This window comes from Heliobacterium chlorum (assembly GCF_014502795.1).
Taxonomy (GTDB): Bacteria; Bacillota; Desulfitobacteriia; order Heliobacteriales; family Heliobacteriaceae; genus Heliobacterium; species Heliobacterium chlorum.
Genome location: NZ_JACVHF010000008.1, coordinates 43,447 through 60,081, shown reverse-complemented (window position 1 = coordinate 60,081; position 16,635 = coordinate 43,447). Strand labels below are relative to the sequence as shown.

General features: G+C 50.4%; 14 protein-coding genes and 2 pseudogenes. 10 read left to right on the top strand and 6 right to left on the bottom strand.

Translation table 11 applies throughout. The annotated features are described in order from the left end of the window. The first annotated feature begins 59 nt into the window (after window positions 1-59). The 10 genes from H1S01_RS09550 to H1S01_RS09505 all read left to right on the top strand — a co-directional run bounded on the left by H1S01_RS09550 (window position 60) and on the right by H1S01_RS09505 (window position 11,222). Window positions 60-1,424, top strand: coding sequence for an NCS2 family permease (locus tag H1S01_RS09550; protein WP_188040021.1), 1,365 nt, complete (start codon window positions 60-62; stop codon window positions 1,422-1,424). A 186-nt stretch (window positions 1,425-1,610) separates the two neighbouring features. Continuing rightward, entirely contained in the window at window positions 1,611-2,126 is a 516-nt protein-coding gene (purE, locus tag H1S01_RS09545) for a 5-(carboxyamino)imidazole ribonucleotide mutase (protein WP_188040019.1), read from the top strand. A gap of 283 nt (window positions 2,127-2,409) precedes the next feature. Beyond that, on the top strand, window positions 2,410-3,702 hold the full coding sequence (gene purB / locus H1S01_RS09540) for an adenylosuccinate lyase (protein WP_188040016.1): 1,293 nt from the start codon (window positions 2,410-2,412) through the stop codon (window positions 3,700-3,702). 45 nt (window positions 3,703-3,747) lie between these two features. Next, on the top strand, window positions 3,748-4,473 hold the full coding sequence (gene purC, locus H1S01_RS09535; RefSeq protein WP_188040014.1) for a phosphoribosylaminoimidazolesuccinocarboxamide synthase: 726 nt from the start codon (window positions 3,748-3,750) through the stop codon (window positions 4,471-4,473). Window positions 4,474-4,536: 63 nt separating this feature from the next. After that, entirely contained in the window at window positions 4,537-5,982 is a 1,446-nt protein-coding gene (gene purF, locus H1S01_RS09530) for an amidophosphoribosyltransferase (protein ID WP_188040012.1), read from the top strand. A gap of 10 nt (window positions 5,983-5,992) precedes the next feature. Further along, window positions 5,993-7,093, top strand: a complete 1,101-nt coding sequence (gene purM, locus H1S01_RS09525; RefSeq protein WP_188040010.1) for a phosphoribosylformylglycinamidine cyclo-ligase — start codon at window positions 5,993-5,995, stop codon at window positions 7,091-7,093. Continuing rightward, window positions 7,090-7,695 (top strand): phosphoribosylglycinamide formyltransferase, encoded by a 606-nt coding sequence (purN, locus tag H1S01_RS09520; RefSeq protein WP_188040009.1) that lies wholly within the window; start codon window positions 7,090-7,092, stop codon window positions 7,693-7,695. Before purM ends, purN begins: the two co-directional genes overlap by 4 nt. Window positions 7,696-7,746: 51 nt before the next feature. Then, window positions 7,747-9,318, top strand: coding sequence for a bifunctional phosphoribosylaminoimidazolecarboxamide formyltransferase/IMP cyclohydrolase (purH, locus tag H1S01_RS09515; RefSeq protein ID WP_188040007.1), 1,572 nt, complete (start codon window positions 7,747-7,749; stop codon window positions 9,316-9,318). A gap of 16 nt (window positions 9,319-9,334) precedes the next feature. Beyond that, window positions 9,335-10,651: a phosphoribosylamine--glycine ligase gene (gene purD, locus H1S01_RS09510; RefSeq protein ID WP_243237182.1), complete on the top strand. Its 1,317-nt coding sequence runs from the start codon at window positions 9,335-9,337 to the stop codon at window positions 10,649-10,651. A 139-nt stretch (window positions 10,652-10,790) separates the two neighbouring features. Next, window positions 10,791-11,222, top strand: coding sequence for a CBS domain-containing protein (locus H1S01_RS09505; RefSeq protein WP_341479074.1), 432 nt, complete (start codon window positions 10,791-10,793; stop codon window positions 11,220-11,222). A 75-nt stretch (window positions 11,223-11,297) separates the two neighbouring features. On the opposite strand, the pseudogene H1S01_RS22530 reads toward H1S01_RS09505, so the two are convergent. From H1S01_RS22530 to H1S01_RS09480, 6 genes and pseudogenes are all read right to left on the bottom strand, one after another. After that, a pseudogene (locus tag H1S01_RS22530) lies at window positions 11,298-11,618 on the bottom strand (methyl-accepting chemotaxis protein); the annotation flags it as partial. A 171-nt stretch (window positions 11,619-11,789) separates the two neighbouring features. Further along, window positions 11,790-12,155: pseudogene (locus tag H1S01_RS22525) on the bottom strand (sugar diacid recognition domain-containing protein); the annotation flags it as partial. A gap of 137 nt (window positions 12,156-12,292) precedes the next feature. Then, window positions 12,293-12,784 (bottom strand): DoxX family protein, encoded by a 492-nt coding sequence (locus H1S01_RS09495; RefSeq protein ID WP_207732270.1) that lies wholly within the window; start codon window positions 12,782-12,784, stop codon window positions 12,293-12,295. 129 nt (window positions 12,785-12,913) lie between these two features. Then, a complete protein-coding gene (locus H1S01_RS09490) occupies window positions 12,914-13,417 on the bottom strand; it encodes a DinB family protein (protein WP_188040002.1) in 504 nt (167 codons plus the stop codon). A 102-nt stretch (window positions 13,418-13,519) separates the two neighbouring features. Continuing rightward, on the bottom strand, window positions 13,520-15,076 hold the full coding sequence (locus H1S01_RS09485; protein ID WP_188040000.1) for a divergent polysaccharide deacetylase family protein: 1,557 nt from the start codon (window positions 15,074-15,076) through the stop codon (window positions 13,520-13,522). Window positions 15,077-15,438: 362 nt separating this feature from the next. Continuing rightward, window positions 15,439-16,512 carry a cation diffusion facilitator family transporter gene (locus H1S01_RS09480; protein WP_188039998.1) on the bottom strand — a complete coding sequence of 358 codons (1,074 nt, stop codon included), beginning with the start codon at window positions 16,510-16,512 and terminating at the stop codon, window positions 15,439-15,441. Window positions 16,513-16,635 lie beyond the last annotated feature (123 nt).

Here is a 16,635-nt window from a genome sequence, read left to right as displayed (position 1 = left end):
GCTCCTTTCTTACCTGATATCCTTCCCACCATCACTACATCCTAAAGGAGAACCAAGAGATGCTGGAAAAACTGTTTCAACTGAAAGCGAGAGGAACCGACCTATCGACAGAGATATTGGCCGGACTGACTACATTCATGACAATGGCCTATATTCTTGCCGTTAACCCGGGGATACTCTCAGCTACCGGAATGAGCAAAGACGCTGTTTTCTTTGCCACTTGTGTCGGCGCAGGCCTTGTCACCATCGCTATGGGCTTGTACGTGAACTTTCCGATCGCATTGGCGCCAGGTATGGGCCTCAATGCCTATTTTGCTGTGGTAGCCTCCCAGGCAGGCGGCATTCCTTGGGATGTGGCTTTGGGCGCTGTCTTTATTTCCGGTGTCATCTTTATTATTTTAACGGTGACACAGGTGCGACAGCTGCTGGTGGAGGCATTTCCTCACGCCCTAAAAAAAGCGATCACCGTCGGTATCGGTCTATTTATCACGATCATCGGGATGAAACTTTCCCATCTCACCGTGGCTAGTTTGCATTTGGGTCCTTCCCTAGGTCAGGTCACGAGTTCGGGCGGTTACGGACACCTACTCTATTTCGAGTGGGATCTGATCTTAGGCAGCTTGCTTCATCCCGACACGATGCTCGCCTTAATCGGGTTAATCTTGACAGCCCTTTTAATGGCGATGCATATCCGAGGAGCCCTCTTAATTGGGATAGTGACAACGACCCTCTTAGGAATACCGATGGGGGTCACAAAAATCAGTGATTTTTCCTTCACTTGGCCTTCATTAAACAACTTAGCCGTTGGCGCTCTGAATCTCCGGGGAGCCTTTGAAATGGGACTGGTTTCGGTCGTGCTTACCTTTACCTTCGTGGAACTCTTCGATACCTTCGGCACCTTAGTCGGCACCGCCGGAAAGGCGGGATTGCTCGACGAACGAGGTCGGTCTCCCCATATTGGCAAAGCCATGCTGGTCGATGCCTTCGGTGTAAGTTTAGGGGCCTTTTTAGGGACATCGACGATCACAGCCTACGTGGAATCAGCAGCCGGTATCGGACAGGGAGGGCGGACCGGATTAACTTCCGTGACGACAGGAGTTCTCTTTCTTCTCGCTCTTGTTCTGGCGCCTTTTTTTAAGCTGATACCCGATGCAGCGACGGCTCCAGCTTTGATCATCGTCGGCGTGTTGATGATCTCTTCGATCACGGAGATTGATTTTAACGATTTTACAGAGGCGCTGCCGGCTTTCTTAACCTTTGCCTTCATGCCCTTTACCTATAACATCGCCAACGGCATCGCCGCCGGAATCGTCTTTTATACGCTGTTGAAAATTGCCACTGGCAAAAGCAAAGATGTCCATTGGCTCATGTATCTCTTGACTGTACTCGTCATTTGGCGATATGTTTCTCTGGGCGGACACTAAATAGCTGAGAAAAGCTCGCCGAGAGTGAGAATGGATGATCCCTCTTTCGGTTGTGATTTCGCGAATTACTTTTTTGGGGATTGCATACTCGAAGGATGTCGATTATTCTGGTATTGTGTGCTTGAGAAGGGAAAGTCTCGCTTTTGTTGAATAACTTTTGTATACCTGTATCGTAGGAGGGCGTTCATGAGTTCTATTGGTAACAAACCCTTGGTAGGCATTGTGATGGGCTCTGATTCTGACTTAAAGGTCATGAAGGAAGCCGTGGAAGCGCTCGAAGAGTTTGGTGTAAAAGCAGAAATACTGGTCGCCTCGGCACACCGTACGCCGGAACGGGCTGCCCGTTATGCCGAAACGGCGGAAGCACGAGGGCTGGAAGTATTGATAGCAGGGGCCGGTTTGGCTGCTCATCTTCCGGGTGTGTTGGCTGCCTTTACGCCGCTACCTGTGATCGGAGTACCTCTTCAATCGGGCGCCTTGCAAGGCTGGGACAGCCTTCTGGCTATCGCTCAGATGCCTCCCGGCGTTCCCGTCGCCACCGTGGCTGTCAACGGCGCAAAAAACGCCGGTCTGCTTGCTGTTCAGATGCTTGGCGGCAAATATCCTGAACTGCGAGAAGCTTTCAAAGGGTATAAGCAAAAAATGGCTCGTCAAGTGGAAGAAAAAGATGCGAAATTAGGGGAGCCAAGACCCGTTTTTTAAGGTAAAATAGAAATCGAAAATTACAGGAAGTGCAGCTTAGGGTTCCGCGGAAACGGTCTGGACCGAGCGCTGCAAAAAGGGGTCAAAGGCGACCGATGTCTGATAAACCCTTTTTACACCGGAGGGAAAAAAGCCCAGGCGGTTAGGTTCCTTGCGTAACAGCGGAGGAATCTAACTCGTCATGGGCTTTTATATTTTTATAAGAGCTTTTCATGGGTAAAAAGATTTTTGCAGAAAAAAAGCCAACCAATATTGGCTGTGAAAAACTGAGGAGGTACTATTCATGATCGATCGTTACAGTTTGCCCGAAATGGGCGCTATCTGGGCAGATGAAAACCGCTTTCAAAAATGGCTCGATGTAGAAGTGGCCGCTTGTGAAGCGTTGGCCGAACTAGGTAAAATCCCCCGGGAAGCCTATGAAGCCATTCGCGATAAGGCCGGTTTCAATGTGCAGCGTATTTTCGAAATCGAAGAAATCACCAAACATGACGTGTTAGCTTTTCTGACCTGTGTCGCTGAGTACATCGGTGAAGAATCCAAATACGTTCATATGGGGATGACTTCTTCCGACGTTTTGGATACGTCTTTGTCCCTGCAAATGAAAGAAGCCGGAGAATTGCTGGTTCAAAAGCTGAAAAAACTGCGCGAAGTTATCGGCCAACGGGCTGTCGAGCATAAGTACACCGTCATGATCGGCCGTACCCACGGAATTCATGCGGAGCCTGTTACCTTCGGATTAAAGCTGGCCCTCTGGTATGACGAAGTAGGCCGTTGCATCAACCGCATGAACCATGCTATTGACACCATCAGCGTGGGAGCTATCTCCGGTGCTGTCGGTACCTTCGCTCAAATCGATCCTCGTGTCGAAGAATTTGCCTGCAGCAAATTAGGCCTGCGTCCCGCTCCGATCTCGACCCAGGTCATTCAACGGGACCGCCATGCGGAATACATGAGCACTATCGCCGTCATCGGCAGTTCCCTGGACAAGTTCGCCACGGAACTGCGCAACCTGCAGCGTACCGACATTCACGAAGTGGAAGAAGCCTTCTCCAAAGGTCAAAAAGGCTCCTCGGCCATGCCACATAAAAAGAACCCCATCACCTCTGAGCGGGTTGCCGGTCTGGCACGGGTACTCCGGGGCAATGCGCTCGCCGCTTTGGAAAACGTAGCCCTCTGGCATGAACGGGATATCACCCACTCGTCGGTAGAACGAGTCATCATTCCCGATTCGACCATTCTCCTGGACTACATGCTGGCTAAGATGATCGATATCGTGAAGAACCTGCAAGTCTTCCCAGATAACATGAAAGCCAACCTAGAAAAAACCTTAGGCCTGGTCAACAGCCAACGGGTCATGCTGGCTCTCGTCGACAAAGGCGTTCTCCGCGAAACGGCTTACCACTGGGTACAGCGCAACGCCCTCAAAGCTTGGGAGATCAAAGTACCCTTCAAAGAACTGGTTCTTAAAGACGAAGAAATCATGGCCAAGCTAAATGATCAAGAAGTGGAAGGCCTTTTCGACTACGACTACCACATCAAGCATGTCGACACACTGTTTAAGCGTGTAGGGCTGTAATAGGTACTTGAAGCTTTCAATAAGAACTAAAGGAGAGTGCATACGATGACCACTGTCCAAAAACAAGAACAAATGTACGAAGGAAAAGCCAAAAAAGTCTTCCGGACCGACGATCCGAACATCTATTGGATTCAATACAAAGATTCGGCGACCGCCTTTAACGGCGAAAAGAAAGCCGAAATCGATAACAAAGGCATCTTGAACAACCGTATCTCAGCCCTCTTTTTCCAATACCTCGAGAAACAGGGCGTTCCGACTCACTTCGTGGAACTGTTGAACGATCGGGAGATGCTGGTCAAATCACTGGAAATCATCCCGGTCGAAGTTGTCGCCCGGAACATTGTTGCCGGATCTTTATCCAAACGTATTGGACAACCGGAAGGGACTTTACTGGCTAAACCGGTATTGGAATTTTACTATAAAGATGACGCATTAGGCGATCCCATGATCAACGAATACCATATCGCTGCTCTCGAATGGGCCACGCCGGAACAGATGGATGCGATCAAAGCGATCGCTTTAAAAGTAAACGAGATCTTGAAAGAATTCATGGACAGTCTGAATATTGACTTGGTCGACTTCAAACTAGAATTTGGTTTGCACAATGGAACGGTGCTGCTCGGTGACGAAATTTCGCCGGACACTTGCCGTTTCTGGGACAAAGACACCAAAGAAAAACTCGATAAAGATCGCTTTCGCCGTGATTTGGGCGGGTTGGAAGAAGCATATCGGGAAATCCTCCGCCGCTTGGAAGGCAAATTGCAGGACTAATCGTCCTGAACAGGAGAATTTCGATTCATTTTCCCCTATAAAATACTGGCGGGAGGCCAAAACATGTCAATTGACCTAACCCACGATCTCCCTTGGGATAAGATGCGGGAAGAGTGCGGTGTCATCGGAATCTACGGTCCTGGGAAAGATGTTGCTCGGTTGGCCTACTTTGGTCTTTATGCCTTGCAGCATCGGGGACAGGAAAGCGCCGGCATTGCCGTTGGTAACAGCCGGGAAATTGAGTTCCATAAAGGCATGGGTCTCGTAACAGAGGCCTTCAACGAGCGTAAGTTGGAGGAACTGAAGGGCCATGTGGCCGTCGGCCATGTCCGCTACTCGACGACCGGTTCCAGCCTTTTAGCCAATGCTCAACCGCTGATTTTCCGCTATTCCAAAGGGATGATGGCGGTGGCTCACAATGGTAATCTTACCAACGCCTCCGAAATGCGCCAAAATCTCGCATTGACCGGTGCTGTCTTTCAAACGACGACGGACACAGAAGTTATCGTCAACCTGCTCGCCCGGTACGGCCAGTCTTCCCTCGAAGAAGCCCTCATCAAGACGATGGTCGATATCAAAGGATCTTATTCCTTGATCGTAATGACAGAAAACCGTATGCTCGCCTTGCGGGATCCTCACGGTGTACGTCCTCTCTGCATCGGCCGTTTGGACGGCGCCTATATCATCGCTTCCGAATCCTGCGCCTTGGATACCTTAGGAGCCACCTTTATCCGCGATGTAGAACCTGGCGAGATTGTCGTCGTCGACGGCAGCGGGCTGACCTCGATCAAAGCCTTGTCCCAGCCTCGCCGAGCGGCTTGTATTTTTGAATATATCTATTTTGCCCGTCCTGATTCTCTCATCGACGGAATCAGTGTGAACCGAGCTCGGCGTGCCATGGGTCGTCAACTGGCTCGTGAATGCCCCATTGAGGCCGATATCGTCATCGGAGTCCCTGATTCAGGCACGGCGGCTGCCTTGGGCTATGCCGAAGAATCAGGCGTGGCTTTTGACCAAGGGTTGATGAAGAACCGCTATGTGGGACGAACCTTCATTCAGCCTACCCAGGAGATGCGCAGTCAAGCAGTACGGCTGAAGCTAAATGCTGTCGCCAAGGCTGTAGAAGGAAAACGGGTAATCATGATCGACGACTCCATCGTGCGGGGGACAACGAGCGGTAAAATCGTGCAGATGCTTCGCCAAGCTGGCGCCAAAGAAGTGCATATGCTCGTTTCTTCGCCGCCGATTACCCAGCCTTGTTACTATGGCATCGATACATCTGTGCGGAAAGAACTGGTTGCGGCCACCAAAACAGTGGAAGAGATTCGTCAAATGATTGGTGCCGACAGTCTCCATTACTTGTCCGAGGAAGGGCTCCTCGCGGCCATGACAGAGCAAAATGCCAACGTTTCCCGCAATACCTATTGCATGGCCTGCTTCAACGGGGAATATCCAATAGAAATTCCGGTCGGTTTGGACAAGTACACTATGGAAGGTTGCGGCTGCTAGGAGGATGATGATGACGGAAACAGAAAAAACAACAGGCCTCACATACGCCCAAGCCGGCGTTGACATCACCGCCGGCAACCAGGCTGTCGAAATGATGAAGGGACATGTAAAAAGCACCTTCCGTCGGGAAGTGCTTACCGATATCGGCGGTTTTGGTGGACTCTTCGCCCTCAATGCCAAACAGTACGAAGAACCTGTCCTTGTTTCCGGCACCGACGGGGTTGGTACGAAGCTGCGCGTGGCCATGATGATGGACCGTCACGACACGATCGGCATCGACTGTGTAGCTATGTGTGTGAACGACATTCTCGTTCAGGGGGCTGAACCGCTCTTCTTTTTAGATTACCTCGCGGTAGGAAAATTAACACCGGAGAAGGTTGCTGCTATCGTCTCCGGCGTCGCTGAAGGGTGCCGTCAGGCCGGATGCGCTCTCATCGGCGGTGAGACGGCAGAAATGCCCGGTTTTTACGCTGAAGAAGATTATGATGTGGCTGGGTTCACGGTTGGAGTCGTCGACCGGAAAAAAATTATCAACGGCTCGACCATTTGTCCCGGCGATGTCATTCTCGGTATCCCTTCATCTGGTCTGCATAGTAACGGTTACTCGCTAGCTCGCAAGGTATTTTTTGACCATTGCGGCCATAATACGGATACGTTCCTACCGGAACTGGGAAAAACGGTAGGGGAAGAGTTGCTCACACCGACTCGGATCTATGTGAAACCGGTCTTGTCGGTACTCAAAGAAATCGACATCAAAGGCATGGCTCATATCACTGGCGGCGGTATCACTGAAAACGTCCCCAGAGTTCTTCCCAAGGGTGTTCAGGCGGCCATCGAACTGGGACAATGGCCGATTCCGCCCGTTTTTTCGGCACTAAAAGCCAAAGGAAACGTAGCCGAGAGCGAGATGCTTCGGACCTTCAACTGCGGTATTGGTCTTGCCGTCATCGTAAGGGCTGACGACGCAGAACGGGTATCGGAACTGTTGACCGCTCAGGGTGAACAGTGCTTCCCCATCGGTGTGATTGAAGAGAGTGCCGAAGGGTCGGAGGCAGCGCCGAAAGTAATTTACCGTGGTACGATGCCCTGGAGCCGGGAGGAAGGGGAATGACCTTAAAACTAGGCGTGCTGGCCTCTGGCCGTGGATCAAACCTTCAAGCCGTCCTAGATGCTATCGATGCTGGGAAGTTGGACGCGCAAGTGGCTATGGTCATCTCGGACAAGCAGAATGCCTATGCCTTGGAGCGGGCCGCTTCCCGGGGCATTCCAGCCGTTCATCTTCCGCCTGCCGATTATCCCGAGCGACCGGTTTACGATCGCAAGGTCGTTGAACTACTGAAAAGTGTCCTCGTGGATACGGTCGTCCTGGCCGGATACATGCGTATTGTAACGGGTGAACTGCTTGACGCTTTTCCTTGGCGAGTCGTCAATATTCACCCGGCTTTGCTCCCGTCATTTCCGGGATTACATGCTCAACGGCAGGCGGTTCAGTATGGCGTACGCTATTCCGGTTGCACGGTTCACTTCGTCGACGAGGGCCTCGATTCTGGTCCCATCATCCAGCAAGCCGTCGTTCCAGTGGAACCGGATGATAGTGAGGATACTCTGTCGGCACGTATTTTAAAAGAAGAACACCGTCTTCTGCCAGAAGCATTGCAGCTGTTGGCGAAAGAACGGTTAGCCGTAGTAGGTCGCCGAGTGATTATCCGGTAAAACGGTCATAAAGGTCGACCTTATCAATGAGACAAGTGGAGGGGAAGGGTAATGAAACGTCGAGCCCTGCTCAGCGTATCGGACAAATCCGGTATTGTCGATTTTGCCCGCGGCCTAGTTGAACTCGGCTTTGAGATTGTCTCGACCGGTGGTACATATAAGACCATCAAAGAGGCGGGCGTTCCTGTCACTTATGTGACTGAAATTACAGGTTTTCCGGAAATCCTCGATGGTCGAGTGAAGACTCTTCATCCGAAGGTTCACGGCGGTATTTTAGCTCGCCGGACTCCTGACCATCTACAACAGTTGGAAGACAACGCTATCGTTCCGATCGATGTGGTCGCTGTCAACCTTTATCCTTTTCGTCAGACGATCGCCAAACCAGGTGTCACCTTGGAAGAGGCAATTGAAAATATCGACATCGGCGGGCCAGCCATGGTGCGGGCATCGGCGAAAAATCATGCCTACGTTACCATTGTCGTCAACCCGAGCCGGTATACCTCGGTCTTAGATGAGCTGAAAGCAGCGGGAGCCCTGTCCGATGAGACCCGACGGGCACTGGCGCAAGAAGCTTTCGCTCATACGGCGGAATATGACAGTGCGATTGCAGCCTACCTAATGCAAGGCCAGGCGGATCCTTTCACAGGGATCTTTGCTCCTGGGAAAGTGGAAAAAGTGCAGGATCTCCGCTACGGGGAAAACCCCCATCAAAAGGCCGCTTTCTACCGAGAAGTCGGTTTTAAAGGAGCCGGTGCAGGAACGGCAAGACAGTTGTGGGGCAAAGAACTTTCCTTCAACAACCTCATGGACTTAAATTCGGCTCTTGAACTCGTTCGAGAGTTCGCTCAACCGGCTGCGACCATCATCAAGCATAACAATCCCTGCGGCACGGCCATTGGGAAAGATCTGGTTGAAGCTTATGTAAAAGCCCTTTCGGCTGATCCTGTATCCGCCTACGGTGGGATTATCGCCCTCAACCGCACGGTCGATGTGGATACAGCCAATGAAATCGTCAAGACCTTTATGGAAGCGATCATCGCGCCCTCTTATGATGAAGACGCTTTGGATGTATTAAAGCGGAAAAAGAATCTGCGTATCATGGAAGTGGGTCCCTTAACAGGAATGCCCAACTTTGATGTAAAGAAGATCCGCGGTGGGTACCTCGTTCAAGATGCTGACCAAGGTCAAGTGAATGCAGAAGAATTGAAAACAGTAACGGAACGGGCACCCGAAGAAGAGGAACTGATCGACCTGATGTTCGCTTGGAAAGTGGTCAAACACGTCAAGTCGAACGCGATTGTCGTCGCTAAAAACGGTGTAGCCATCGGCGTGGGCGCCGGGCAGATGAACCGTGTCGGTTCCGCCTTTATCGCTTTAGAACAAGCGAAAGCTTCCAAGGTGGGCCTGGTCGAAGGGGAAAGCAGCCGACCGGACTCGGAAGGGGCTGTCTTAGCTTCTGACGCCTTCTTTCCCTTTAAAGATACAGTAGAAACGGCGGCTGGATACGGGATCACTGCCGTCATCCAACCGGGCGGATCGATCCATGATGACGAGTCTATTGAGGCATGCAACCGCCTTGGACTCGCTATGGTCTTCACCGGTATGCGTCACTTTAAACACTAATACGGGGGTAGTCCCTTTGAAGAAACTAAAACCAAACGGATTAAAAGTCCTCGTTGTCGGCGGCGGTGGACGGGAACACGCCCTGGTATGGAAATTACGCCAGAGCCCTCGTGTGTCTGAAGTCTACTGTGCTCCTAGTAATGCTGGAATCGAAAAAATCGCTAAGTGTGTCAATATCAAAGCCGATGATGTGACGGGCCTTCTGACCTTTGCCTGGGAAAAACGGATCGATTTGACTGTTGTCGGACCGGAAGCGCCCTTGTCTGCTGGGATTGTTGACGTATTTAACGATCATGAAATGCTGATCTTCGGACCTACTCAAAAAGCCGCTGAGATTGAGGGAAGTAAAGCTTTCTCCAAGGATCTGATGCAAAAGTTTGGGATTCCTACGGCCGCTTACGGCGTTTTCACTGAGGTAGAACCTGCGCTGGCTTTTGTCGACGAGCTAGCTGCCCGGAAAACTATCGCTGGGTCTCCTTGTGTAGTGAAAGCTGATGGCCTAGCCGCCGGTAAAGGGGTCATCGTGGCTAAAGATGTGACAGAAGCGAAAGAAGCGGTCCGCTCCATGTTGGAGGGGAATGCCTTCGGTTCCGCTGGCAGCCGTGTCGTCATTGAAGAATTTATGGAAGGCGAAGAGGTCAGTATCCTCGCCTTCACTGATGGTGACCATGTAATCCCCATGGTTTCGGCGCAAGATCACAAGCGCATCTTTGACAATGACGAAGGACCGAACACGGGCGGTATGGGAGCGTACTCACCGGCGCCGGTTTATACGGAAGAACTGGCCCAGCAAGTCCAAGAGAGCATCTTAAAACCGACGGTAGAAGCCATGAAGGCAGAAGGGCGCCCCTACAGCGGTGTTCTCTATGCCGGCTTAATGATCACCGCTGAAGGCCCCAAAGTGCTCGAATACAACGCCCGTTTCGGAGACCCGGAAACACAGCCGGTGCTCATGCGTCTCGATAGTGATCTCGTCGATATTATTGAGGCAATATTGGAGAAACGTCTCGAACAACAATCTATTTCCTGGAGCACTGACGCCGCCGTCTGTGTGGTCATGTCGGCAAAGGGTTATCCTGGCGACTACGAAAAGGGAAATATTATCACCGGACTAGATAATCCCATCGCAGGAGTGGAAATTTTCCATGCCGGTACGGCTCGAAAAGAGGACCATATCGTGACGACGGGCGGTCGTGTCCTGGGCATCACTGCCAAAGCACAAGGAATTCGAGAAGCGATTGAACTTGCCTACCGTCAAGTAGAAAAGGTCCATTTTGACGGGGCTCACTACCGGAAAGATATTGGTCGCCGTGCTTTGGAACGGCTGTCCTAACCGAAGCCAGAGACCACATTGTTTTCGCAGGGTCACGTTATAGCCTTTCCCATCGGCCCGCTCGGATGGATGAAAGGTCTCTCATCGAGACATGCTATCTGATGCAACAGAAGAAGTATGCTGGAGGAGGGATGGCTGAGTGCGACCCTTACGTGAAATAATGACCCAGGACATTACCTCTATTTCCTCTGACAAAAGCGTCATCGAAGCGGCCAAAATCATGAAACAACTTGACGTGGGCGCAGTACCTGTGGTTCAGGGGGATAAATGTATCGGCATCATCACCGACCGCGACATCGCCTTGCGGGTGGTGGCGCAGGGGCAGGATCCCCAGAATACACGGATTCATGCCGCCATGACTTCCGATCCCGTCACTGCCAGCCCGGATATGGATGTCCATGCAGCAGCAGATTTGATGGCAGAGCGGCAAATCCGACGTCTCCCGGTGGTCGAGAATGATCGTTTGGTAGGTATTGTTGCTCTAGGCGACTTAGCGGTGACGAATATCTTCCAAAATGAAGCCGGAGACGCCCTGTCCGAAATATCGGAACCGGCACGGCCATTGATGTAGTAACAGAACATCATAGGCATAATGAAAGCGAAGGATGGAACAGCACGCCATCCTTCGCTTTTTTACGTTGACGATTTATAACTGGGAAGCTAACGTGGAGAGCTTTTCGGAAATGAGATTTAGCGAATCGACCATTTCGGCGATCTCCTGAGTAGCTCGAGACTGTTCCTCAGCGACGGTGCTGTTTTGCTGGGCACCGACAGTCACCTTACCGATATTTTCTCTAAATTGCACTAAAATTTGATTGATTTCTCGGGCTGAAGTACCGCTTTCCTCGGCTAACTTCCCAACCTCACTGGCCACGACGGCGAAGCCCCGTCCTTGTTCACCGGCCCGGGCAGCCTCGATGGAAGCGTTTAAACCAAGCAGTTTGGTCTGATTGGCAATTCGCTGGATAAATCCAATGGCGTTTGCAGTAGCCTTGACATGAGTCAACGTTTCTTCGGAAATATGGTTTAAAGATTGGCTATTCGCCGCCAACTCTTGAGACGATGCGGAAAGCTCTTCGACGGAAGCAGCAGCAGTTTCCACGGCGTGGGTCATTTCCAGGATAACCGACTGCAGGGTCCTTTTTGTCGATTCATCTTGGAGCATTTTGGCCAGCAGCCCAGAGGCGATTTTGGCAACGGGCTCTACTATTTCTATCGTTCCGGCAATACCAAAGGTGCCAATCTTTTGTCCGTTAAATTTAACAGCTAGATTGATCCCCTCTTTTAAAGTCCCATTGGAATTTGCCACATCTTCGGCGGTAATGGGATACCTATCGATGTTGCCGTTCATAATTTTTTGGGAACCCATATGGATGATACCGACTCGGTTGCGTTTTGAGTCGGCAATAATTCGACCACTTGAATCGCAGACAATCGTATCAAAACCAGTCTGTTCTAAGATGAAATCAACTAATTCAAAGGCTGCCTCTTCGCTTAAGTTCATTCGCCTAATCCCTCCAATGGAAACACCGCATTCATTCTTTATGTAACTTTTCGCCGTTAGTTTCGAAGATCCCTTTTTCACTAATAGTGTAAAAATTAAAAAAGGGGGATCTAAAATCCCCGAAAAGGTTTGGAAATCTACTTATTACGTCGGAATCGTTCACGAAGGACCGGGAGAATAAACCGATCTAAACCGATGATGCCGGCGACGGGACCTGCAGTGAGCAAGAGCAGTTGTAAGACAAGCATTTCCGGATTAGTGCTCGATGTACCGGCCCAGAGGTAATTTAGATTCATAAAGGCACCTATGAGGGCAGCAAAAGTCGTAAACAGGCCAAGAATCAGGGCGATGCCTACGAGAACTTCGCCAAAAGAAACGAGGTATGAAAAGAGTTTGGCATTCGGTAAAGCGATGCTGTTGATCAAATTGGCGTACCAGCCGTGGACTTCCGGATGGGGGCCTTCAGCCGCCTTGGCAAGAGCACCTTTCAAAAAACCGGTCACCGCTGTACCAGCACTTTCTCCCGTCCATGCGGGGTTGCCAACTTTCTCTAGACCGGATGATAACCACTCGTAACCAAGCCAAAGCCGAATGAGCAGCCACAGAATACCTAAATTTTCTCGTTGCAATCCCTCGATCCCCTTTCACAGCGATTTCATTACGCTTATCCTGTACAACCTGCTGAAAAACCATACAAAAAAGCCGGCCCCAAAAAGGGCCGACTTTTTTAGCACTGCGATAAAGCAGTCACTAGATTCCTATAGTTCTGGGGTTTCCATTCCGTATTGACCCCATTCTTCCCGGGAGGGCCCATAGATTCCAGGCACAGCTAGACCAGCTTGACGCATTAAAACGGTCATCTGTCCCCGGTGATGAATCTGATGGTTGATTAAGACTTGTAACGTAAAGCTATTCTTCCACGACTCTCCATATAGATTTCGTTCCGCTTGAAGAGTGTCGTCCGTCCAAGAACGCCCGATAGAGGACAGTAAGTTCTCACTGGACAGCCTATAGGCTTCTACAATTTCCTGGGCAGTGGCGGGAACAGGAGAGTCTGGGTCTATAGAGGAGAACTCCAAGCCTGTTCGAGCCATCATCTCTGGAATCGTGGTGACGATGTGCCAGGCGATGCGCCCTAAAGTTCGATCTTGAGCGGTGACAGACTGTTGTAGTGAACGGTCTGTAAGAGCACTAAAAATTCGCAGGGTCCCTTCTGATTCGGCACGCCAGACTTGAAAGAACTCGGGCAGAGAAGTGAACATAGGAGGTCCTCCTTGCACTACATATTACATAATCTGCCCAGAAGTTCGTTTAATGTAGAAGTTTTTCCTGCTGCTCAATTGAAATTAATCTCTGAGAATTTCCTAAGGGTTATTCAGCAGTAGATCTGAAACAAAAACAAATTCCACACCCATTTGCTCCAACGGAGCAATCATCTCTTGAATCGCCTGCGCGGTGTAAGGCCCTTGACCGCCTACGTGCCCAATCGCGATCGCCTGGCCTTTTTGCAAAGCCAGTTTTCCCGCCTCCAACAACTGCTGTTTTACGGTCTCGACGGAGCCGCCCTTATCATGGTCTAAAAAGACATTCCGCTGCAACAAGGGGACGTGCACTTCCTTAGCCAGACTCGGAAAGACCGAATCATCAGTGGTACGGCTGTCTACGAAAATCCACTGGTGTTTTTTGATTTCCTCCAGGGTAAACCGAGCGGACGTCTTATCTTGGCTCACGCCGACTCCCATGTGGTTATTCACACCGATGGCGAAGGGCATGATGCTTTTTGCATCATCGAGAATATGTTTAACATCATCGTGACTCATCCCTTTAGCGATATAACGAGGGCCATGCCACGTGACAGGGACTTGGTTCGATTCCATCGGCATATGTACCATCACCTCAAAACCTAAGGTATAGGCACGGGCAGCCAGCTCTTTTGAGTCCTCAAAAAAGGGCATGATGGCCATCGTCAGCGGACGGTTGATGGAGAAGAACCGATCGACACCACTGGCATGATTGCCAAAATCATCGATAATGATGGCCAGTTTCCCTTTCTTACCTTGAGAATTGTTTGTGGATACGGTCGATGTCAATGGTTCCATGGGATTATCGACGTTCAAAATCTCCGGACTCTCTTGGGGGGATAAATCATCGGTCATCGCCTTCTGGGCTGGGGCTTTCGAGAAATAGCGAACGACCCCTTCGGCGATTCGTTCAGCTATGGCATCTTGAAAGTTCTTCTGTCCGAATAAAGCCCGATCGTTATCGTTGGTGATAAAGCCCATTTCAACAATCACCGACGGCAGTTTTGTATACTCTAGCACATAGTAATCACCGAACACAGGCTGATGGCGGTATACTTCTCCCTGTTTCGCATATCCCGAATAAAAGCTGTTCAGTTCTTTTTGCAAGACCAGAGCTAATTCTTTTGATTGAGGCGTGTGAGGCTCTTGGGGATGATAGAGCAGAATGGAGCCGCGTACATTGGGACTACTGGAAGAGTTCATATGTAGGCTCAGCAGTAAGTCTCCTTTATTTTGATTGGCCCAATCGATACGGTTGTTCAAATCGGTGCGGTAACGGCGAGGATCATTGGGGGGGAGGTTGCTTAAATCTTGATCCGTTTCACGGTTGATGATGACTTCGCCGCCTCGCTTTTCAATCGCTTGCTTGAGGGCTAAGGATACATGGAGATTGATCGTTTTTTCTAAGGTTCCGTCTTTGGTATTCGCGCCGCCGTCGATTCCACCATGGCCCACATCGATGAGAATTTTTTTCCCGTGAAGGGGAGGAAGAGCTACTGGTTCTTCCGAGGGAGGGGGAGAGGGAGTAGAACGGAAATACCAATATAAGCCTGAACCGATCGCGGCAAGGATGATCGCTGCTATAGCCAATACCCATCTTCGTTTTGCCACCAATATCATTCCTGGCGCGCCTCCTATTGAAAATTTAAACCCAGCCGAAGGGGCTGGGAGTGTCGATACGGAAGCATTCGGTTGAATCGAGTTTCATTTTAAGAATGGGGTGTGTTTTTCGAATTGGATTGGTCACAATGTACCCCGTCATTTTGTTCGTCCGTTTCTTTGTACGGTTCAAGTGTTGTATTCTCATCGCTGTAACGTAAGAGAGTTTGCTTGCCAATGTAGGTCCCATTCTTCCCGATATGTTTCATTGGCGTCACCTCCACTACAGGATTATGAGTTGAATAGGCCGCTGATGCTTTTTTCCAAAAATAAACAAAGGCGCCTCTCCTTTGTAAGGAGGGGCGCCCTTTAGCACCTATGAACTAACTGGCCGCCGCTGCGCCTCTATCTTCACGACCACGGTGAGATGAGTGAAGCGAATCGTTTTTGCCAGTTGGTCTTTTTCGGCGGAGCCGACCATATTCCCGAGAACCCCAACGGCTCAATGCATCGTCTTCTTGAATATTTAGCGTTACATTGTGAATATTGGGGTAGATTTTTTTCAAACGATTTTCGATTTCATATTTCACGTCTTCAGCTTGAGCGACAGACATGTGTTCCGGAAGTTCAATGGTTCCGTCCACATCTAGGTAAGAACCTTCCTGGACCACATCCAGTTCATAGACATCCTCAACACCGTCGACTTCCATGATGGCATCGGCGATTTCATCGACCACTTCTTCAGGAGCCGTAAAACCGATGAGACCTTTAATATTCTCCCAAGCGATTTTTACAGCGATACCAAACAGCAATACACCGATGATCAGTCCCGCCAATCCGTCCCCCCAAGGGAAGATATTTAGATGGGACAAGGTGATGCCGGTGCTGGCGATGACGATAGCGGCTGTGGCGAGTAAGTCCTCGAAAAAGACGAGACGAGTTTCAGGAGAAGCTAAGTGATACTTTTCGAAAGACAACTTGATCAAAGCGATTCCTCGGGCCTCTGTTTCGGCCTCTCTGCCGATGTCTTTCATAGCCTGGTATAACACATAGCCATCGACGAGCAAAGAGGCGGCTAAAACGGCCTGGTTCCACCAGAAACCGCTGCCCGCCGTTGAATGAGGGTAGAGAAATATAGCCTCGTAACCATGCTGAATCGTTTTAACAGAGTTTACTCCCATAAAGATGGATACAAAAAGTACGATTAGGTTGGACAGACGGCCAAAACCGTTGGGGAACGAGGGATTCGGTTTGCGGGCGGCGCAGACAGAGCCGAGAAAAACGGCGGCCTGTGCCGAACCATCGTTGAAACTATGGACAGCTTCGGCTTGCATAGCCGGGGAGCCAGTCGCCTGACAGGCCGCCCACTTGAACACTGCAAGCAGGTAGTTGCCCAGGGCGCTCTGCAGCGCCGTGAAGTTGGCCTGTTTTAGCAAGTCTAACGCTTGCCTACCCAATGATTAAATCAACTCTCCTTCTTAGATCCCGGTGGTTGTAGTCTCTATGGTGTGGGTACCCTGATGACAGTCACGTTTCATGTGTATTACAAGAAGACTTGACTCATCACTATTGTAGAGGAT